Here is an 18,886-nt window from a genome sequence, read left to right on the forward strand (position 1 = left end):
ACCATGGATTTCGGTCTGTCGGAGGAACAGAGGCTCATTGTCGAGACGACGCGCGCCTTCGTCGAGAACGAGCTTTATCCGCATGAGCGCGAGGTGGAACGCACGGGCGTGCTGCGCCGTGAGCTGATCGAGGAGCTCAAGGCCAAGGCGATCGAGGCCGGGCTCTACGCCGCCAACATGCCGGCCGACGTTGGCGGCGCGGGCCTGGATACAGTGACCTGGCTGCTCTACGAAAAGGAGCTTGGCCGCGCCAACTACGCGCTGCACTGGACCTGCGTCGCGCGGCCTTCCAACATCCTTTTGGCCGGCACGCCGGAGCAGCGCGAGAAATACCTTTTCCCATGCATCCGTGGTGAAAAATGGGACTGCCTGGCGATGACCGAGCCGGGCGCCGGCTCCGACCTGCGCGGCATGAAGGCGACCGCCGTGCAGGATGGCGACGACTGGGTGCTGAACGGCACCAAGCACTTTATCTCCCATGCCGACCTTGCCGATTTCGCCATCGTGTTCATGGCGTCAGGCGAGGAAGAGTCCGCGCGTGGAAAACGCAAGAAGATCACCGCCTTCTTCGTCGACAAGGGCACCAAGGGTTTTACCGTCCGCGACGGCTACCGCAATGTTTCGCATCGCGGCTACACCAACGCCATCCTGGAATTCGACGATTGCCGCTTGCCGGCAAGCCAGGTGCTCGGCGAAGTGCACAAGGGTTTCGATGTTGCCAATTCCTGGCTCGGCGCCACCCGCTTGCAGGTCGGCGCCACCTGTCTCGGCCGTGCCGAGCGGGCGCTTGGCCACGCCGTCGAATATGCCGCGCAGCGCCAGCAGTTCGGCCAGCAGATCGGCAAATTCCAGGGCGTGTCGTTCAAGCTCGCCGACATGGCGACCGAACTGAAGGCCGCCGACCTGATGGTGTTCGAAGCCGGCTGGAAGTACGATCAGGGAACCGTCACCGACCAGGACATGGCCATGGCCAAGCTGAAGGCCACCGAAATGCTCGCCTTCGTCGCCGACGAGGCGATCCAGATCCATGGCGGCATGGGGCTGATGGACGATCTGCCGCTGGAGCGCATCTGGCGCGACGCGCGTGTCGAGCGCATCTGGGAAGGCACGTCGGAAATCCAGCGCCACATCATTTCGCGGGCGCTGCTGCGCCCGTTTGGAGCCTGATAATGCACAAGCTAGAGCGTCTCCTGCGGCCGAAGTCGATCGCCGTCTTCGGCGGTGCGCAGGCCGCGGCTGTCGTCGCGCAATCGATCAAGATGGGCTTTGCCGGTGAGATCTGGCCTGTGCATCCGACCAAGGACGAGGTTGCCGGCCGCAAGGCCTATCGTTCGGTGGCCGAGCTGCCCGGCGCGCCCGACGCCGCCTTTGTCGGCGTCAACCGGCACCTGACCATCGAGGTGATCAAGGCACTGGCCGAACGCGGCGCCGGCGGTGCCGTCTGCTTTGCCGCCGGCTTCCTCGAGACCGAGGCTTATGACGATGACGGCCAGCGGCTGCAGGCTGAACTGGTCGCGGCGGCGGGCTCGATGCCGATCATCGGGCCGAACTGCTATGGCCTGATCAACTATGCCGACGGCGCGCTTCTGTGGCCCGACCAGCATGGCGGCATCAGGCTGGCCGAGGGCGGCCGTGGCGTCGCCATCATCACCCAGTCATCCAACATCGCCATCAACATGACGATGCAGAAGCGCGGCCTGCCGATCGCCTTTTTGATGACCGCCGGCAACCAGGCGCAGACCGGCCTGTCCGAAATGGCGCTCGGCCTGATCGAGGACGAGCGGGTCACGTCGCTCGGCCTGCATATCGAGGCCTTCGATTCGGTAGCCGGCTTCGAGAAGCTGGCGGCGCGGGCGCGAGAACTGAAGAAGCCGATCATCGCCATGAAGGTCGGCCGCTCCGAACAGGCGCGGCAGGCGACCGTCTCGCACACCGCCTCGCTCGCCGGCTCGGACGCGGCATCGGGCGCCTTCCTGAAGCGGCTCGGCATCGCGCGTGTCGATTCGATCCCCGCCTTCATCGAAGCGCTGAAGCTTCTGCACATCACCGGTCCGCTGCCCGGCTATCGGCTGTCGTCGATGAGTTGCTCGGGTGGCGAGGCATCGGTGATGGCCGACAGCGCCGAAGGGCGCTGGGTCAACTTCCCTGAACTGACCGACAAGCACCGCGCGCATGTCAAATCGACGCTCGGGCCGCTGGTGGCGGTGGCCAACCCGCTCGACTACCACACCTTCATCTGGAACAACGAGCCGGCAATGACCGCCACCTTCACCGCCATGGTGTCGGGCGGTTTCGACCTCAACATGCTGGTGCTCGACTTCCCCCGCCCAGACCGCTGTTCCGACACCGACTGGTGGGCGACGCTGCGCGCCTTCGAATCGGCGCTGAAGACCAACAAGGCGCAAGGCGCGATCGTGTCATCGCTGCCGGAGAATTTGCCGGAAGAGTACACGGCCGGGCTGATGGCACGCGGCATGGTGCCGTTGTTCGGTATTTCCGAGGCGATGGACGCCGCCCAGGCGGCCGCCTTCATCGGCTGGGCGTGGCTCGAGCCGCAGGCACAGCCGATCGACACCTCGGCCGCCGGCGCACCCGGCGGCGAGCACGTCACCCCTGACGAGGCCGAGGCGAAGGCACGGCTGATCAGAGCGGGCCTGCCGGTGCCGAAAGGTGAACGCGCCGGCAATGCGGTCGAGGCGGTGATCTCGTCGATGGCGCTCGGCTTTCCGGTAGCGCTGAAGGCGCTGGGCGTTACCCACAAATCCGAGGTCGGGGCGGTGCGGCTCAATCTCAAGGACGCCGAATCCGTCAGCACGGCGGCGCATGACTTGCTGCCGCTCGGCACCGGGCTCTATGTCGAGCGCATGGTGCGCGACGGTGTCGCCGAACTGATCGTCGGCTTCACCCGCGATCCGATGTTCGGCGCGGTGATGACGCTGGGCACCGGCGGCGTGCTGGTCGAGCTGTTGCGCGACAGCATCACGCTGATGCTGCCCGCAACCCGCGACGACATCGAGGCGGCGTTGCGCGGTCTGAAACTCTATCCGCTGCTCGAAGGCTATCGCGGCCGGCCGAAGGCCGATGTCGCGGCGGCCATCGACGCCATTTCGGGCATTGCCGCCTTCGTCCAGAAGAATGCCGGCGAGATCGAGGAACTCGACATCAACCCGCTGATCGTCTGCGCCGAGGGCAAGGGCGCCTGGATCGCCGACGCGCTGCTGGTGCTGGGAGACAAGAAGAATGGCTGACGTCATCACCACTCGCCGCGAGGGCACGATCCTCGAGGTCACGCTCGACCGGCCCAAGGCCAATGCCATCGACCTGAAGACGTCGCGGCTGATGGGCGAGACCTTCAAGGCGTTCCGCGACGACCCCACCTTGCGCGTTGCCATCGTCAAGACCGCTGGCGACAAGTTCTTCTGCGCCGGCTGGGACCTCAAGGCGGCTGCCGGCGGCGATGCGGTCGATGGCGACTATGGCGTTGGCGGCTTTGCGGGTCTGCAGGAACTGCGCGACCTCAACAAGCCGGTCATCGCCTGCGTCAACGGCATGGCGGTCGGCGGCGGCTTCGAGCTGGCGCTGTCCTGCGACCTCATCTACGCCTCCGATCACTCGTCGTTCGCGCTGCCCGAAATCCGGGCCGGCACGCTGGCCGACGCGGCGACGATCAAACTGCCGAAGCGCATCCCCTATCATGTCGCCATGGACCTTTTGCTCACCGGACGCTGGATGGATGTCGCCGAGGCGCATCGCTGGGGCCTGGTCAACGAAGTACTGCCCAGGGAGAAGCTCGAGGACCGCGTCTGGGAGATCGCACGGCTGCTCGCCAGCGGCCCGCCGCTGGTGTTTGCCGCGATCAAGGAAACGGCGCGGGTGGCCGAGGCGCTCAGCTTCCAGGATGCGATGAACCGGGTGACGCGGCGCCAACTGCCGACGGTCGATGCCCTCTACGGTTCCGAGGACAATATGGAAGGCTTTCGCGCCTTCGCCGAGAAGCGCGATCCGGTGTGGAAGGGGAAGTGACCCACTTTACCCTTCCCTCGATGGGGAGGGTCGGACCGAAGGTCCGGGGTGGGGTGGACGCGCCACCACCCCCACCCGCCGCTTCGCGGCGACCTCCCCCATCAAGGGGGAGGTAAAGGAGTTCCATGACCGACTACAAAACCCTCATCGACGCCGAGACCTGGGCCTTCATCGAACGGACCAATTCCTACTATCCGCCCGATACGATCGACTACACGATCGCGCAGCAGCGCCAGATCTACGACCGCATGTGCCGCGAATTCTTTGCCGGCTATCCCGAAGGGGTCACGGTCGAAACCGCTGCCATTGCAACGCCCACGCACGACATCCCGGTCCGCATCTACCGAAAAACCCCGCAACCCGTAGCGACGGTGCTCTATTTCCATGGCGGCGGCTTCATCCTCGGCGGGCTGGACAGCCATGACGATGTCTGCGCCGAGCTCTGCGCCCGTACCGGTCATGAGGTGGTCTCGGTCGACTACCGGCTGGCGCCGGAACATCTGCATCCGGCCGCTTTCGACGACGTGATGAGCGCCTTCGAGTGGGCGGCGACAACCCGCAATCACCCCATTCTGCTTTGCGGCGACAGCGCCGGCGGCAATCTTGCCGCTGCCGTCAGCCACGCAACACGCGGCAACGCGAAAAGGCCGGTCGGCCAGGTGCTGATCTATCCCGGCCTCGGCGGTGATCGGTCAAAGGGATCCTATCTCAGGCATGCCGAAGCGCCGATGCTGACCATGCGAGATCTCGAATTCTACAAGCACATCCGCACCGGCGGGCAGGACCGCAGCGGCGACGCGACACTCGCGCCGCTTGCCGACACCGACTTCTCAAACCTGCCGCCGACGGTGCTTGTCACCGCGCAATGCGACCCGCTGTCTTCAGATGGCGAGACCTACCGCGACCGGATCGTCGCGGCAGGCGGGCGCGCCACCTGGTTCGAGGAACCGGGGCTGGTGCATGGCTATCTCAGGGCCCGGCACACGGTTGGCCGCGCCCGCGCGAGCTTTACCCGGATCGTCGATGCGGTAGCCGCCCTTGGCAAGGGCGCCTGGCTCTGGTGAGCGATTTTCCCCTCCCGTGAGAGATGATGGCACTGGCATGATCCGATGCGGACTCACCACGCCGGAATGCTTTCGCTTGGCTTGACACTCAAGTTATTAATATGCAGACTGCATACATATTGTTGAAACAAAGCCGGATAACCTCATGCAACGCTTGCCGCTGATCGCTGCCTTTGTCGAGCCTTTCGACCTGCTCCGCTGCATCTCGCCGCTGCCGCGTCATCAACAGGGACGACGCATCGAGGGGCCGAAGCCGGATCGCCGCGAGAGCCTCGCGCCCCGGATACGGACACCGAAGTGACGCGAGGCACCGCCTGAGCGCTGGCATAGGCCGAGGCGCAACGCGGCGCTCAGCTTGATGGCACCGCGATCGGTTCGCACGAGGCGCAATGCAGAGCCGGCAGACCAACCCGCGGTGACCGACAGCAAGGAAATCGCAGACATGACCAGACTCGGAGGTGCGTTGGCGCTTCATCTTCGGCGCATCTGTCGACACGGATGACTATCGCGACCGCCCCCTGCCGCGAACACCATTGGCGGGATGGCGGCCACAGACCAGACCAGACAGGCTGGAGCGCCCACGTCCCGATTGTCGCGGCGGAACGGCAGGACGCCCTCGTGTGACTGCATCGAGCCGCGCCCCCGCGCGGCCGGATCCCTGTTCGAGAGCGCGGCCGACATATGCGGCATATATAATTCAGGCCAGAACCTGCTCTCGAATTCCTATGCGGCCAGCGACTATGTAATTCCGGCCGCCGCTTGATTGGCGGCCGGAACGACAATCTGGCTTCGAACGAACATGAGATTAAATTCAGTCTGGCTGACCTCAAAGGAAAGCCGCAGGGTGCCGACGGAGTATTTCGTCCTGGCAAACCTGAGGGAGCAGGGAGCAGTCATCGGCCGACTCGCCGGCCATCCGATCGCCGACACCGTCGTCGATGCGAGGGGACGGCGATATCATTTTGTCGGCGTTGCGCCGCGTGACCGCAGCGGGCGCTTCGATGTCGAAGCGCTCCGCGCCGGCGAATGGATCGTCCAGCCGGGATTGGTCTATGCCGCCGATGGCGAGGGGCGCAAGCCGCTGTCAGAACTGGCGCTGCGCATTCGCGGCCGCCACCGGTCCTGACCGCGCGATACTGAATCCAGCCTCGCTCAGCTCCAACATCGCCTCCCGGATCGCGGTCGCGGTTTCGGGGCGAACAGCTGTCATCGGCAGGCGAACATCCGGACTTAGTCCCAGCGCCAGGCTCAGTGCATATTTTACTGGCACCGGATTGCTCTCCAGTTCAAGCGCCGCGATCAGCGGCCGCAAGCGGTGATGGATGGCCCGGGCGGTGTGGTGGTCGCCTTGCCTGCAGGCATCGTGCATCTCGACACACAGCCGTGGTGCAACGTTGGAGACCACGGAGATAGTGCCACGCCCGCCCATCGTGTTGAAGCCGAACGACGTCGCATCTTGGCCGGACAGGCAGATGAAACGGCGCCGCAGCACCGCCGGAAGCGAGGATAGCCGGCTCAGATCGCCGGTGGCATCCTTGATGCCGACGATGTTTGGGATCCGCGCCAGCCGTTCGATCGTCTCCTCGGACAGGTCAACGCCGGTCCGTGTCGGTACATTGTAGACGATGATCGGTATCCTGACCTTGGCCGCGACAGCTTCGAAGTGGCGAAAGATCCCTTCCTGGCTCGGTCGGTTGTAGTAAGGCGTCACGATCAGGGCAGCGTCGGCGCCAAACGCTTCGGCGGCTGTCGAGAAGGCAATCGTCGTCTCGGTGCTGTTGGTGCCGGTGCCGGCGATAACAGGCACCCTGCCGCCGGCAATCTTCACGCAGAGCGCGATGATGTCGAGGCGCTCCTCCCACGACAGCGTCGGGGCCTCACCTGTGGTGCCGCACGGGACCAGCCCGTTGATCCCTTGTTCGATCTGCCAACGCAGCAGCGTGGTCAGTTGCTTCAGATCGACCTCGCCGTCGGTGAATGGCGTGACCAGCGCGGTCATCGCCCCGGTCAGGCGCAGTCGTGCTTGTTCGGGTGTCATGAGAGTCTCCTGGGTGATTTCTTGGATGCACCGTCTGTTCGAGGTGCGAGGAAAGCAGGGCCGACAGCACCGCGGCAGCCAGATCCATATGATCCGCTTCGGCTATGCCGGCCCCTGCCGACGTGATTTGAATGGAACAAAACCAGCGCTCTCCGGTCCTGCAGATGGCCGACACCGAACGCTTTGGCTTCGACGAAGCGACGAGCAGGAAGACGGCGTCGAGCGTGGCGCCGGCCTCGACCAGACCGGCAAATCGCCGGCCTTGTCGGGACGCCCTGTCGAGCGACAGGGTGCGTGCCGCCTCCCAAAGTTGGTGTTCGAGCAGCCTGTTGACAGGCGCAAGACGGTTCTGCAGGTCAGCCAGATCGGCAGGGTTGAGTCCAGAAATGTTGGAATTGTTCATGGCCACATCGTTCCGATCAGGACGGAACCAGGCGCGTGGGTCAGTTGAACAGGGACAGCCGGACGCTTGCCGGAGCGAAGCGTATCGCGCCGGCCTGGTGGCCGGTTTCCATGGTGGCGAAACGCACCGCGGAACTCCTGTCGGCAAAGACGCCGCCGGTCAGCCCTTCTTCATCGCGCGCGATCCAATGACCTTCGCCGTCACGCCCGACCACGAAACGATGAAGAGCGTTTCCAGCCGGGGACGTATGGGAACTAGGCATGATATTCTCCTTGGCGGTCCGCGATCACGAAACCAACGCGGCGACCATGGCGGCGGCAAGTAAGGCGCCGCCAACCAGGAACCACCAGGCGTATGTGAACGGCGCGACGCCGGCGGCCGGCCGGCGATTGCTGTTGGCGGCACGCCTGATCTGCTCGAGTTGCGAGGCCGGCAGCGGACGATGGGTGGGCAGATAGAGCCCGTCTGAGAGGAACATCGGAGACTTCCTTCTTTCTGTAACCGCCGCCACGAGGTGGCGGCCGCCTGCAGCGGCTCAGGACCGGCTGCACTCCGAAAGATAAAAGCATTGGCATTTGTATTCGAGGCGGCTCAAAACTGAAAAATATAAAAAAGTCATATGTTTATCGCCCGGGCGTATGTGGAACCCAGGCCCGAAAATCAGGCCGCGATGGTGTCGTTTCACGCCACCGAGGCGGCCGCTGCCCGACCGGCGCTGCGGCCGGAAAAGATGCAGCCGCCGAGGAACGTGCCTTCGAGCGCCGCATAGCCATGCACGCCGCCGCCGCCGAAACCGGCGGCCTCGCCGACGGCATAGAGCCCCGCGACCGGCTGGCCATCGGCACCCAGCACGCGGCTGTCGAGATCGGTCTGCAGGCCACCCAGCGTCTTGCGAGTCAGGATGTTGAGGCGGACCGCGATCAGCGGGCCGTTTGCCGGGTCGAGCATCTTGTGCGGCCTGGCCGTGCGGATCAGCCGGTCGCCGAGATAGGCGCGTGCACCGCGCAGAGCGGTGATCTGCATGTCCTTGGAGAACGGATTGTCGAGCTGCCGGTCGCGGGCGCGGATCTCACGCTCGACCTGGGCGAGTTCGAGCAGCGGCTCGCCGCCGGCCAGCGCGTTCATGCGGGCGACCAGTGTCGGCAGGTCGGCCTCGACAATAAAGTCCTCGCCCTTCTCCATGAACGCCTTCACCGGACCCGGAATGCCTGACGTGGCACGGCCGAGCACCTGGCGCCAGCTCTTGCCGGTCAGGTCGGGGTTCTGTTCGGAGCCCGACAGCGCGAACTCCTTCTGGATGATCTTCCTGGTCAGGATGAACCAGGAATAATCGAAGCCCGTCTTCATGATGTGGGAGAGCGTGCCCAGCGTGTCGAAGCCGGGATAGAGCGGCACCGGCAGGCGCTTGCCGCGCGCGTCGAGCCACAGTGATGACGGGCCGGGCAGGATGCGGATCGCATGGTCGGTCCAGATCGGCGCCCAGTTCTTGATGCCCTCGACATAGTGCCACATGCGGTCGCGGTTGATGATCGAGCCGCCCGCCTGTTCCGCGATCGCCAGCATGCGGCCGTCGACATGGTCGGGCACGCCCGTGATCATGCGCTTCGGTGCCGCGCCCAACCGCTGCGGCCAATTTTCACGGACCAGCTGATGGTTGCCGCCGATGCCGCCGGACGCGACGATCACCGCTTGCGCCTGGAGCTCGAAATCGCCTGATATTTCGCGCGAGCTCTTGTGGCCCCGCTCGACGGTGCTTGGCTGCAGGACATCGCCGCGCACGCCGGTTATCGTCGCGCCCGTCCGCGTCAGTTCATTGACCCGGTGACGAAACCGGAAGCTTATCAATCCACGCTTCTGCGCCTCGCGCACGCGCAGGACAAAAGGCTCGAGCACGCCGGGGCCGGTGCCCCAGGTGATGTGGAAGCGCGGCACCGAATTGCCATGGCCGATGGCATTGCCGCCACCGCGCTCGGCCCAGCCGACCACCGGAAAGAACTTCAGGCCGCGCTGCACGAGCCAGGAGCGCTTCTCGCCGGCGGCAAAGCCGACATAGGCCTCCGCCCATTTGCGCGGCCAGAAATCTTCCGGCCGGTCGAAGGCGGCGGTGCCCATCCAGTCCTCGAGCGCCAGGTCATGCGAGTCGCGGATGCGCATGCGCCGCTGCTCGGGCGAATCGACGAGGAAAAGGCCGCCGAACGACCAGAACGCCTGGCCGCCCAGCGACTGCTCCGGCTCCTGGTCGACGATGACGATTTTCTTGCCGACCTCGGCCAGCTCGGCGGCGGCAACCAGCCCGGCAAGGCCGGCGCCGACAATGATCACGTCCGCGTCGTCAGCCATTTTTCCTCCCAGAATTAGCCGGCTATTTCAATGCAGAGATTCAGACTGTCTCCCAGCTGCCGTCCTTGCCGCCGGCGCGGAAGATGGCGTCGATGACCTTCTGGTTGAGCACGGATTCTTCCAGCGTGAAGACGCGCTCCTTGCCACCCTGTGCTGCCCGCGCGAACGTCTCGACCTCCAGCCGGTACTGCTGCGTGCCGGGAAAGCGGAACACTTGCGCCTCGGTGTGGTTCTGGTTGTGCAGTTCGACGCGGTGATGGTCGTAGAGCCCGGCGTTGAAGGGCGAGAACACCTCGATGAACCCCTTCTCGCCGTGGAACACCATCACCTGGCGCGCCGCCATCTGCGTCGACAGGTAGAAGGACAGTTCGAAGTCGCCGAAATCGGCGCGGATCGAGGAGTAGATGTCGGTGCCGAATTTCTTGTCGCGCTCGATCGTCGCCTGCACGCGCAGCGGCTCCTTGCCGGTGGAAAAGCGCGTCGACACGGTCGGGTAGACGCCGATGTCGGGCAGCGCGCCGCCGCCGAGATCGAGCTGGTTGCGCATGTTGTTGGGGTCGACATTGTAGTAGGAGAACGCGCCCTGCACATGGCGCAGCCGGCCGATGGCGCCGCTGGCGATGAGGTCGCGCACCTTGATCCATTGCGGGTGGTAGATGACCATGAAGGCTTCGCAGACCAGCACCTTCCTGGCGTCGCGCAGCTTGATCAGGGGCGCGATGTCCTTGGCGTCGAGCGCCAGCGGCTTTTCGACCAGCACATGCTTGCCGGCTTGGATAGCCTTTGCCGTCCATTCGACATGCTGCGACGTCGGCAGCGGGATATAGACGCCGTCGACCTCGTTTGAGGCGAGCAGGTCTTCATAGGAGCCGAAGGCATGGCGCGCGCCGAAGCGCTCGGCCAGCGCCTTGGCCTTCGACAGGTCGCGGCTGGCGATCGCCGCCAGCACGCCATTCTCGGCCTCGACCATCGCCGGCAACAAATGCTCGCGGCCGATCTTGGCCGTCGACAAAACACCCCATCGGAACATCACGCTTCTCCATGTCGATTACAGGCGACGAGGTTTGCCCGAAATCGATGGAAAAGCCAATGCGCAGTGCTGGTTCCTCGCCCCCGCAAAGCGGGAGAGAGGAAGCAGGCCGCGTTCAGCCCCGCCTGCCGGTCAGCGTCATGTCGAAGTCGACGATGTTCGAATAGATGGGCGTGCCGACATCCATGCCATAGCGTGACCTGAGCACCTTGCCGGTGACGTGGAATTTGATCGCGCCGGCCTTCAGCCCGCCCAGCTCCGCAGTGAATTTTTCCGGGAAAGTCCTGCCGCGCGCCGTCAGCCGGCCGGTGACCAGCGCCGTGGTGTCGCTGGTTCGTGTCACGCTGGTCGAGCGGAACTGGATTTCCGGGCTGTTGGCGGCGTCGAACACCGCGTCGGAGCGCAGGAAGGCGTCGATGCGGCCCTGGCCGGTTCCGACGCTTTCGGGAAAGATGGTGAAGTTGACCTGCGAGCGAGCGACGTCGCTGTTGTCGATGCGGATCGAGCCCTTGAAGCGGGCGAAGCCGCCATCGAGGCCGCCGCCCCCGACCTTGCCGATGGAAAATCGGATGCTGGAGCTGGCCGGACTGATCGAGTAGCTGCCGGCGGCGTCGCCGAGCGCGACGGCCGCGAAGACAGGCATGGCAAGGCAAGCGGCAACCGCCGCAAATCCAGGGATGCGCGCAAACATGGGAGTGTTCCTTTTTGGAGGCAACGCTTTTCGCGTCCTCGCCCCAGGAACGAACGAACTGCCCGTTCTATTCCCCGCCTGACGAAGGTGTGATCATGCGGGTAAGCACATTGTCCCTGAGCCGGAAATGATGACGTAGCGCGGCGGCGACATGCAACACGACCAGGGCGATGCCGGCATAGGCGAGATACCAGTGCGCCGCCGCCCAAAAGCTTTCAGCCGCGTCCGATTCGACCAATGGCAGGTTCGGCATGACGAAAAGATTGAACGGCATGCTGGGGATTTCCAGCATCGACACAGAGACCAGAGCCCAGCCGGACAAGGGCAGAGCGATTTGAAAGGCATAGAGCGCGAGGTGGGCGAGCGGCGCGGCCCGGCGCTCCAAGGCTCCTACCGAGCGGGGCAGCGCCGGCGCCGCATTGCCAAGCCGCCAGGCGATGCGCAGGGTCACCAGCCCGAGCAGCAGAAAGCCGAAGGATTTGTGCAACTGGATCAGTTCGAAGGCGGTGCGCTGGCTGGCAAGCCGCACCATGATGAAGCCGAGTACGAACTGGCCGACGAAGATCAGCGCAATCAGCCAATGGAGAAGGATTGTGCCCCAGCCGTAGCGGGTCGTGCTGTTTGTGATCGATGCAGGCATGGGGCGTGAACGAGCACGATGCCGGTTTTCTTCCACCCTTCCCTCGGGGAGGGTCGCGCTCTTATTCGCCCACCTTGAAGAAATCGACAAGGGCGCGCAGCGCCGGGCGCATCTGGCGGCGGCTTGGATAGTAAACAAAGAACCCGTCGAAGGGCGGGCACCAGTCCTCCAGCACACGGACAAGCTGGCCGTCGGCGATGGCATCGCGAACATAGTCCTCGAACACGAAGGCCAGGCCGGCGCCGTCGACCGCCGCCCTGGCGATGAGGTGATCCTCGTCGAGGATCAGTGGCCCCTGCGCGGCAAACTCGATCTCCTCGCCGTCCTTCTCGAATTCCCAGCGGTAGAGAATGCCGCTGGAAAAACGGAAGCGAATGCAGCGGTGTCTGGCCAGATCGTGCGGATGCGATGGTTTGGGCATGGTCGCGAAATAGGACGGCGCGCCGACGACGGCGCCACGCAGATTGGGCCCGATGCGCACAGCGATCATGTCGCGCTGCAGGCTTTCGCCAAGCCGCACGCCGGCGTCGAAACCGCCTTCGACGACATCGGTGAAGCGATCCTCGATGATGATCTCCAGCACGATCTCGGGAAAGGCCTGGGCAAAGGCACCGAGCCGCGGCGTCAGCGCCAGGTGGGCTGCGGTGCGTGGCACGGTCAGCCTGAGATTGCCGGCCGGCCGGTCGCGCGCCTCGATCGCCGTCTCCAGCGCCACATCGATCTCCGACAGCGCTGGCCGCAGCCGCTCGAGCAGCTGCGCTCCTGCCTCGGTCGGCGCGACGCTGCGCGTGCTGCGCGCCAGCAGCCGCACGCCAAGCCGTGCCTCAAGCCTGGAAACCGAGTGGCTGACCGCCGACGGTGCTATGGCCAATTCCCTGGCGGCGCCGCGAAAGCTGCCGCATTGGGCGACCGTCGCCAGCACGGCCAACTGGGAAAGATGCGCTCGGTTCATTGATCTATTTTTTGGAACAGCCCGTGCACATGAGAGCCGATTATCGAACGTATGGCAAGGCGCTATCTCTGTCGCATCACAACAAGGAGACGCGTGATGCAAACCCGCAAGCTAGGACCTGAACTGAACGTCTATCCCGTCGGCCTCGGCTGCATGGGCATGAGCTTCGTCTATGGCGGCCAGCCGGAAGCCGAGGCGATCGCCACCTTGCACCGCGCCGTCGATATCGGCGTCAATTTCTTCGACACCGCGGAAGTCTACGGTCCCTACGAGAACGAGATCCTGATCGGCAAGGCACTGAAGTCGGTGCGCGACAAGGTGACGATCGCCACCAAGTTCGGCTTCAGGATCCTGGAGGAAGGCATAGGCACCGGGCGCATGGCCGGCGTCGACAGCCGTCCCGAGCACGTCAAGGCGGTCGCCGAGGCCTCGCTGAAGCGGTTGGGCACCGACGTGATCGACCTCTACTATCAGCACCGTGTCGATCCGAACGTGCCGATCGAGGATACGGTCGGCGCCATGGCCGAGCTGGTGCGCGAGGGCAAGGTGCGCGCACTCGGCCTGTCGGAGGCGAGTGCGGCGACCATCCGCCGGGCGCATGCCGTGCATCCGATATCCGCCGTGCAGAGCGAATATTCGCTTTGGACCCGCGACCCGGAAGACGAGGTGTTCGCCGTCTGCCGCGAACTCGGCATCGGCTTCGTTCCGTATAGCCCACTCGGTCGTGGCCTGTTGACCGGCACGATCGCCAAACCCGAAGCTTTGAGCGACGACGATTGGCGCCGCGGTCAGCCGCGTTTCCAGGCCGACGCCATGGCGGCCAATGCCGCTGTCATCGCCACGCTGGAGAAGATGGCGACTGAAAAGGGCGTAACCTCGGCGCAACTGGCCCTGGCCTGGGTGCTGCATCAGGGCGACTTCATCGTGCCGATCCCCGGGGCGCGAAAAATTCGCCATCTGGAACAGAACACGGTGGCAGCCGGGATCGAGCTGAGCGCGGCCGAGGTGGCCGCGATCGGGGACGCGCTGTCGCCCGACAAGGTGGTTGGCAAGCGCTACACTGAGGAGCTGCTGGCGCTGGTGAATGGCTAGGCCTTCGCCTTCACCCTCCCCCTTGTGGGGAGGGTGATCACCACGGCACCACCGTGATCTCCGGCCAGTTGGCCTTGGCGCGGGCGCCCTTGGCCTCGTGCGTCTTGCGGTTGTCCAGTGCCTTGTTCGGCGTGATACGAAACGAGAAGATGTCATCAAGACCGAACGGCGCCACCAGCTCAAGTGGCCCCTCCGCGCCAGACTGAACGCCGACCGCATGGGTTCTCGAAGCGAAATAGGAAAGCGCTTCTGCAGACGAGGAAAGCCTGGGATAGGTGTCGCCAAAGCGCGCCTCGTACCAGAGATGCACCCGGGCCTGGTTGCGCACTTCGACCGGCAACGCCAGTCCCTCGAAATGCTGTGCCGCTCGGCGAATGACCGCGTCCTCGGCCTCATAGGACAGGTCGCTCTCGTCGAAATAGAACAGGTCGACATCCTTGATGCCGTAACCTGACGGCTTCCCGGTCAGGTGGTTCCAGACGCTGTTGTAGAGCGCGCCGGAGACCACCAGCCAGTCCGGCAGCGCGAGCGCGCGCACCCGCGCCAGTGTTTCGACAAGCAGCGGATCCGCCGCGACGATGTCAAGAAACGCCGTGCGTTGTGCTTCGAACGGGAGGCCGGAATAGCGCAGATGGTCCATCGCCCTTTGGAGAGCGATTCGCCATCTGCCCGCAAGCCTCAGCCTCGCAGAACGCCACCGGTCTGCTTGCCGACATTTTCGACGATGCGCCTGGCCAGCGCCTCGAAATCGTCGTCGGTCAGCGTCCTCTCGACCGGCTGGATCGACACCTCGATGGCGATCGACTTCTTGCCCTCGCCGAGCGACGCGCCTTCGAAAATATCGAAGACCGAAACGGCTGTTATCAGCTTCTTGTCGGCGGCCAAAGCGGCGCGCACCAGCGCGCCGGCCTCGACCGACTTGTCCACGACGAAGGCGAAATCGCGCTTCACCGCCTGGAAGGCGGACAACTCCAGCTTCGGCTTGGTTTTCGTCGGCTTGGCCTTCGGCTCGGGCACGGCATCGACGAACACTTCGAAACCGCAGAGCGGCCCGGAGACATCGAGTCCCTCTAGCGTCTTCGGATGGAACTCGCCGAAGGTGCCGAGCACGGTCTTTGGCCCGAGCTTGATCGTGCCGGAACGGCCGGGATGGTACCAGCCCGGTCCGCCCGCCTCGATCTGCAGCCGCTCGACGGGCGCGCCGCAGGCTTCGAGTGCCGCGATAGCATCCGCCTTGGCGTCGAACACGCCGACTGGGCCAGAATTGCCGGCCCAGTTGCGGCCTGAACCGTCGAGCTTTGCCGTGCCGCGCCGAACGCCGGCGGCCACGCGCCGCTGCTGGTCGGCGCCGTCGCCCTCATAGGTGCCGGACACTTCGAACAGCGCCACGTCGCCGATTCCCCTGTCGGCATTGCGCTGTGCGGCGGCGATCAGCCCCGGCAGCAGCGACGGCCGCATGTCGGACATGTCGGCGGCGATCGGGTTGGCGAGCTTCAGCGCGGTCTGGCCGCCGCCGAACAGTTCAGCGTGCTTGGCCGGAATGAACGACCAGGTGACGGCCTCCATCATGCCGCGCACGGCAAGCGCCCGCTTGGCCGTGCGGGTGCGGACCTGCAGCGTGGTGAGGATCCTTGCATTGACCGCGTCATGCGAACCGAGCGGCTGCGGCGCGATGTTGTCGACGCCGTGGATGCGCATCACCTCCTCGACCAGGTCGGCCTTGCCGTCGATATCGGGGCGCCAGGACGGCACCGCCACATCGACGACATCGCCCGAGCCCTTGGGCTTGAAGCCGAGGCGCGACAGGATGTCGAGGCTCTCCGCCTTCGGCACCTCGATGCCGGTCAACCGCTTCACTTCCGACAACGGGAAGGAAACGACCATGGGCTTGTGACCGGCATAGCCGGCCACTTCGATCTCCGTCGGCGTGCCGCCGCAGAAATCGAGCACCAGCCTGGTCGCCAGTTCGACGCCGGGGACCATGAATTCGGGGTCGACGCCGCGTTCGAAGCGGTAGCGGGCATCGGTGATGATGCCGAGCGTGCGGCCGGTACGCGCCGTGGCGATCGGGTCCCAAAGGGCCGATTCGATCAGCACATCCGACGTGTTTTCGTCGCAGCCGGAATGCTCGCCACCCATGATGCCGGCGATCGATTCGACGCCGTCGTCATCTGCTATGACGCACATTTCCGGCGTCAGCGTGTATTCGCGACCGTCGAGCGCCAGCACCTTCTCGCCGTCGCGCGCGCGGCGTACGACGAGATTGCCGGCAACCTTCTTCGCGTCGAACACATGCAGCGGCCGGCCACGGTCGAAGGTGACGTAATTGGTGATGTCGACCAGCGCGCTGATCGGCCGAAGCCCAATGGCGATCAGCCGCTGCTGCAGCCATTTCGGCGATGGGCCGTTCTTGACCCCCTTGACCAGCCTGAGCGCGAAGCCGGGACAGAGTTCCGGGGCCTCGATCGTCACCTTGACAGGGCACATGCCGCTACCGGCATGGGGCATGATGGCACCGCCGACGAGGCGGCCAAGCCCGCTCGCCGCCAGATCCCTGGCGATGCCGTAGACACTGGTGGCATCCGGCCGGTTCGGCGTCAGGTTGATCTCGATCAGCGGATCGTCGAGATGCGCGTACGCAGCGAAGCTGGTGCCGACAGGGGCGTCGGCCGGCAGGTCGATGATGCCGCTATGCTCGTCGGAAAGCTCCAGCTCGCGCTCGGAGCACATCATGCCATGGCTTTCGACGCCCCTGATCTTGCCGACCGTAAGCGTCACGTCGATGCCGGGCACATAGGTGCCGGGCGCAGCAAAGGCGCCGATCAACCCGGCGCGGGCATTCGGCGCGCCGCAGACGACCTGCACGGGTGGCTTGCCGTCGCCTGTATCGACGGTCAGCACGCGCAGCCGGTCGGCATCGGGGTGCTGCACCGCCGTCAGCACCTTGGCGATGACGAAGGGTTTCAGGCTCGACTTGTCGTCGACATGCTCGACTTCGAGGCCGATCGACGTCAGCCGCTCGACGATCTCGTCGAGCGAGGCGTCGGTCTCGAGATGGTCCTTGAGCCAGGAGAGGGTGAATTTCATGGGACTGTTCCGTCTGGTCTTTTGACGCTTGATTTCAGATGTCTCGGCAAGTCGTCGGACATATGCAGGTAGGGAAGCTGCTCGTTGACATAGGCATGCTGCGTCGGCCTGAAATCGGCCGGCATGTCCATGGCGCCGAGCATGAAGTAGATGTCGTCCTCCAGCCGCTCGTCGACATAGGCGATCGGCGAGCCACAGACGCCGCAGAAGGAGCGTGTCACCGGCCCGTTCTCGTACATCTTCAGCGCCTTGCCGGTGAACGCCACCTGGTCGACCAGGAAGCCGACAAAGGCCGAAACCGGCGCGCCGCTCGCCCGCCGGCAATCGCCGCAATGGCAATAGCTGACGTGGTGCGGCTCGGCCGAAGCCTCGAACCGCACGGCGCCGCAGCGGCAGCCGCCGGTGTGCGGCACTGTCATGCGCTCAATCCGCCGAACAAGGTCGGCATGTCGAGCGGCCTGAAACCGTAATGCGACAGCCAGCGGACATCGGCATCGAAGAAGGCACGCAGGTCCGGCATGCCGTATTTCAGCATGGCGATGCGGTCGATGCCCATGCCCCAGGCAAAGCCCTGATATTCGTCCGGGTCGAGCCCGCCATGGCGCAGCACATTGGGATGCACCATGCCGCAGCCGAGGATCTCCATCCAGTCGGAGCCTTCGCCGAAACGCACCTCGCCCGGCCGCGAGCGGTCGCACTGGATGTCGACCTCCAGGCTGGGCTCGGTGAACGGGAAGAAGCTGGGCCGGAAGCGCATCTTGACCTGCGGTACCTCGAAGAAGGCCTTGCAGAACTCTTCCAGCACCCACTTCATGTTGGCGACATTCGCCGTCTTGTCGATCACCAGCCCCTCGACCTGATGGAACATCGGCGAGTGGGTGGCGTCCGAATCCTGCCGGTAGGTCTTGCCCGGGATGACGATACGGATCGGCGGCTTCTGCGTCTCCATGGTGCGGATCTGCACTGGCGAGGTGTGGGTGCGCAACAGCTTGCGCTCGCCCTTCTCGTCCGGCTGGAAGAAGAAGGTGTCGTGCATCTCGCGCGCTGGATGGCCTTCGGGGAAATTCAACGCGGTGAAGTTGTAGTGGTCGCTCTCGATGTCCGGCCCCTCGGCGATCGAGAAGCCGAGGTCGCCGAAGATCGCCGCGATCTCGTCGATGACCTGGCTGATCGGATGGATGCGGCCGCGCTCGGCCGGCGACTGCCGCACCGGCAGCGTCACGTCGACCTTTTCAGCGGCAAGGCGGGCTGTGATCGCCACATCCTTCAGCTCGGCCTTGCGCGAGGTGAGTGCCTCGGTGACACGATTCTTGAGGCCGTTGATGGCCGGGCCCTTCACCTGGCGTTCCTCGGCGGTCATCGCGCCGAGCGTCTTCAGCATTTCGGAAATCGATCCCTTCTTGCCGAGGGCCGAAACCCGCACGGCTTCGATAGCGGCCTCGTCTGCGGCCGACGCGATATCGGCAAGCAGCGAAGCTTCAAGGGTTTCAAGATTTCCAGCGGTGGCGTTCACGGCGAAACTCTCT

Annotated in this window: 20 protein-coding genes; 8 read left to right on the top strand and 12 right to left on the bottom strand. The window is 64.8% G+C overall.

Going from position 1 to position 18,886, the window contains the following annotated elements:
• Window positions 1-3 precede the first annotated feature (3 nt).
• From NR193_RS02455 to NR193_RS02480, 6 genes are all read left to right on the top strand, one after another.
• Window positions 4-1,167 carry an acyl-CoA dehydrogenase family protein gene (locus tag NR193_RS02455; protein ID WP_256749285.1) on the top strand — a complete coding sequence of 388 codons (1,164 nt, stop codon included), beginning with the start codon at window positions 4-6 and terminating at the stop codon, window positions 1,165-1,167.
• A gap of 2 nt (window positions 1,168-1,169) precedes the next feature.
• Window positions 1,170-3,248: an acetate--CoA ligase family protein gene (locus NR193_RS02460; RefSeq protein WP_256749286.1), complete on the top strand. Its 2,079-nt coding sequence runs from the start codon at window positions 1,170-1,172 to the stop codon at window positions 3,246-3,248.
• Window positions 3,241-4,023, top strand: a complete 783-nt coding sequence (locus NR193_RS02465; RefSeq protein WP_256749287.1) for a carnitinyl-CoA dehydratase — start codon at window positions 3,241-3,243, stop codon at window positions 4,021-4,023. The genes NR193_RS02460 and NR193_RS02465 overlap by 8 nt, the downstream gene beginning before the upstream one ends.
• 125 nt (window positions 4,024-4,148) lie before the next feature.
• Window positions 4,149-5,087 (top strand): alpha/beta hydrolase, encoded by a 939-nt coding sequence (locus NR193_RS02470; protein ID WP_256749288.1) that lies wholly within the window; start codon window positions 4,149-4,151, stop codon window positions 5,085-5,087.
• A 145-nt stretch (window positions 5,088-5,232) separates the two neighbouring features.
• On the top strand, window positions 5,233-5,388 hold the full coding sequence (locus tag NR193_RS02475) for a hypothetical protein (RefSeq protein WP_256749289.1): 156 nt from the start codon (window positions 5,233-5,235) through the stop codon (window positions 5,386-5,388).
• A gap of 498 nt (window positions 5,389-5,886) precedes the next feature.
• The gene (locus NR193_RS02480; RefSeq protein ID WP_256749290.1) at window positions 5,887-6,213 is read left to right on the top strand and encodes a hypothetical protein; all 327 of its coding nucleotides are present in this window, start codon (window positions 5,887-5,889) and stop codon (window positions 6,211-6,213) included.
• Here the strand turns inward: NR193_RS02480 and dapA are convergent.
• Complete coding sequence (gene dapA / locus NR193_RS02485; protein ID WP_256749291.1) at window positions 6,172-7,125, bottom strand: 4-hydroxy-tetrahydrodipicolinate synthase; 954 nt, start codon at window positions 7,123-7,125, stop codon at window positions 6,172-6,174. The two genes, NR193_RS02480 and dapA, sit on opposite strands and share 42 nt — an antisense overlap.
• 25 nt (window positions 7,126-7,150) lie before the next feature.
• Between dapA and NR193_RS02490 the strand changes: the two genes are divergently transcribed.
• Window positions 7,151-7,576, top strand: coding sequence for a hypothetical protein (locus NR193_RS02490; protein ID WP_256749292.1), 426 nt, complete (start codon window positions 7,151-7,153; stop codon window positions 7,574-7,576).
• Here NR193_RS02490 and NR193_RS02495 read toward each other — a convergent pair.
• The 7 genes from NR193_RS02495 to NR193_RS02525 all read right to left on the bottom strand — a co-directional run bounded on the left by NR193_RS02495 (window position 7,569) and on the right by NR193_RS02525 (window position 13,181).
• The gene (locus NR193_RS02495) at window positions 7,569-7,790 is read right to left on the bottom strand and encodes a hypothetical protein (RefSeq protein WP_256749293.1); all 222 of its coding nucleotides are present in this window, start codon (window positions 7,788-7,790) and stop codon (window positions 7,569-7,571) included. The two genes, NR193_RS02490 and NR193_RS02495, sit on opposite strands and share 8 nt — an antisense overlap.
• A 24-nt stretch (window positions 7,791-7,814) precedes the next feature.
• Window positions 7,815-8,006: a hypothetical protein gene (locus tag NR193_RS02500; protein WP_256749294.1), complete on the bottom strand. Its 192-nt coding sequence runs from the start codon at window positions 8,004-8,006 to the stop codon at window positions 7,815-7,817.
• Between the two features lie 203 nt (window positions 8,007-8,209).
• Entirely contained in the window at window positions 8,210-9,868 is a 1,659-nt protein-coding gene (locus NR193_RS02505; protein WP_256749295.1) for an FAD-binding dehydrogenase, read from the bottom strand.
• Window positions 9,869-9,908: 40 nt separating this feature from the next.
• Window positions 9,909-10,898 carry a Gfo/Idh/MocA family protein gene (locus tag NR193_RS02510; RefSeq protein ID WP_256749296.1) on the bottom strand — a complete coding sequence of 330 codons (990 nt, stop codon included), beginning with the start codon at window positions 10,896-10,898 and terminating at the stop codon, window positions 9,909-9,911.
• 115 nt (window positions 10,899-11,013) lie between these two features.
• A complete protein-coding gene (locus tag NR193_RS02515; protein ID WP_256749297.1) occupies window positions 11,014-11,589 on the bottom strand; it encodes a YceI family protein in 576 nt (191 codons plus the stop codon).
• A gap of 67 nt (window positions 11,590-11,656) precedes the next feature.
• Window positions 11,657-12,229, bottom strand: coding sequence for a cytochrome b (locus tag NR193_RS02520; RefSeq protein ID WP_256749298.1), 573 nt, complete (start codon window positions 12,227-12,229; stop codon window positions 11,657-11,659).
• A gap of 61 nt (window positions 12,230-12,290) precedes the next feature.
• A complete protein-coding gene (locus NR193_RS02525) occupies window positions 12,291-13,181 on the bottom strand; it encodes a LysR family transcriptional regulator (RefSeq protein ID WP_256749299.1) in 891 nt (296 codons plus the stop codon).
• A 96-nt stretch (window positions 13,182-13,277) separates the two neighbouring features.
• Between NR193_RS02525 and NR193_RS02530 the strand changes: the two genes are divergently transcribed.
• Window positions 13,278-14,273 (top strand): aldo/keto reductase, encoded by a 996-nt coding sequence (locus NR193_RS02530; RefSeq protein WP_256749300.1) that lies wholly within the window; start codon window positions 13,278-13,280, stop codon window positions 14,271-14,273.
• 37 nt (window positions 14,274-14,310) lie between these two features.
• On the opposite strand, the gene NR193_RS02535 is transcribed toward NR193_RS02530, so the two are convergent.
• From NR193_RS02535 to pheS, 4 genes are read right to left on the bottom strand one after another with little or no spacing between them, the layout of a single operon-like run.
• On the bottom strand, window positions 14,311-14,913 hold the full coding sequence (locus tag NR193_RS02535) for a nucleotidyltransferase family protein (protein ID WP_256749301.1): 603 nt from the start codon (window positions 14,911-14,913) through the stop codon (window positions 14,311-14,313).
• Window positions 14,914-14,951: 38 nt separating this feature from the next.
• Window positions 14,952-17,360 carry a phenylalanine--tRNA ligase subunit beta gene (gene pheT, locus NR193_RS02540; RefSeq protein ID WP_256749302.1) on the bottom strand — a complete coding sequence of 803 codons (2,409 nt, stop codon included), beginning with the start codon at window positions 17,358-17,360 and terminating at the stop codon, window positions 14,952-14,954.
• Window positions 17,357-17,779, bottom strand: a complete 423-nt coding sequence (locus NR193_RS02545; RefSeq protein WP_256749303.1) for a GFA family protein — start codon at window positions 17,777-17,779, stop codon at window positions 17,357-17,359. The genes pheT and NR193_RS02545 overlap by 4 nt, the downstream gene beginning before the upstream one ends.
• The gene (pheS, locus tag NR193_RS02550) at window positions 17,776-18,873 is read right to left on the bottom strand and encodes a phenylalanine--tRNA ligase subunit alpha (RefSeq protein WP_256749304.1); all 1,098 of its coding nucleotides are present in this window, start codon (window positions 18,871-18,873) and stop codon (window positions 17,776-17,778) included. Before pheS ends, NR193_RS02545 begins: the two co-directional genes overlap by 4 nt.
• Window positions 18,874-18,886: the final 13 nt, after the last annotated feature.

Origin of the sequence: Mesorhizobium sp. Mes31 (genome assembly GCF_024519675.1) — a bacterium.
Lineage (GTDB): Bacteria > Pseudomonadota > Alphaproteobacteria > Rhizobiales > Rhizobiaceae > Mesorhizobium.

Bases quoted from the DNA above. Each gene is read 5' to 3' on its own strand.
- NR193_RS02455 (WP_256749285.1), top strand. From the start codon at position 4: ATGGATTTCGGTCTGTCGGAGGAACAGAGGCTCATTGTCGAGACGACG.
- NR193_RS02460 (WP_256749286.1), top strand. From the start codon at position 1,170: ATGCACAAGCTAGAGCGTCTCCTGCGGCCGAAGTCGATCGCCGTCTTC.
- NR193_RS02465 (WP_256749287.1), top strand. From the start codon at position 3,241: ATGGCTGACGTCATCACCACTCGCCGCGAGGGCACGATCCTCGAGGTC.
- NR193_RS02470 (WP_256749288.1), top strand. From the start codon at position 4,149: ATGACCGACTACAAAACCCTCATCGACGCCGAGACCTGGGCCTTCATC.
- NR193_RS02475 (WP_256749289.1), top strand. From the start codon at position 5,233: ATGCAACGCTTGCCGCTGATCGCTGCCTTTGTCGAGCCTTTCGACCTG.
- NR193_RS02480 (WP_256749290.1), top strand. From the start codon at position 5,887: ATGAGATTAAATTCAGTCTGGCTGACCTCAAAGGAAAGCCGCAGGGTG.
- dapA (WP_256749291.1), bottom strand. From the start codon at position 7,125: ATGACACCCGAACAAGCACGACTGCGCCTGACCGGGGCGATGACCGCG.
- NR193_RS02490 (WP_256749292.1), top strand. From the start codon at position 7,151: ATGCACCGTCTGTTCGAGGTGCGAGGAAAGCAGGGCCGACAGCACCGC.
- NR193_RS02495 (WP_256749293.1), bottom strand. From the start codon at position 7,790: ATGCCTAGTTCCCATACGTCCCCGGCTGGAAACGCTCTTCATCGTTTC.
- NR193_RS02500 (WP_256749294.1), bottom strand. From the start codon at position 8,006: ATGTTCCTCTCAGACGGGCTCTATCTGCCCACCCATCGTCCGCTGCCG.
- NR193_RS02505 (WP_256749295.1), bottom strand. From the start codon at position 9,868: ATGGCTGACGACGCGGACGTGATCATTGTCGGCGCCGGCCTTGCCGGG.
- NR193_RS02510 (WP_256749296.1), bottom strand. From the start codon at position 10,898: ATGTTCCGATGGGGTGTTTTGTCGACGGCCAAGATCGGCCGCGAGCAT.
- NR193_RS02515 (WP_256749297.1), bottom strand. From the start codon at position 11,589: ATGTTTGCGCGCATCCCTGGATTTGCGGCGGTTGCCGCTTGCCTTGCC.
- NR193_RS02520 (WP_256749298.1), bottom strand. From the start codon at position 12,229: ATGCCTGCATCGATCACAAACAGCACGACCCGCTACGGCTGGGGCACA.
- NR193_RS02525 (WP_256749299.1), bottom strand. From the start codon at position 13,181: ATGAACCGAGCGCATCTTTCCCAGTTGGCCGTGCTGGCGACGGTCGCC.
- NR193_RS02530 (WP_256749300.1), top strand. From the start codon at position 13,278: ATGCAAACCCGCAAGCTAGGACCTGAACTGAACGTCTATCCCGTCGGC.
- NR193_RS02535 (WP_256749301.1), bottom strand. From the start codon at position 14,913: ATGGACCATCTGCGCTATTCCGGCCTCCCGTTCGAAGCACAACGCACG.
- pheT (WP_256749302.1), bottom strand. From the start codon at position 17,360: ATGAAATTCACCCTCTCCTGGCTCAAGGACCATCTCGAGACCGACGCC.
- NR193_RS02545 (WP_256749303.1), bottom strand. From the start codon at position 17,779: ATGACAGTGCCGCACACCGGCGGCTGCCGCTGCGGCGCCGTGCGGTTC.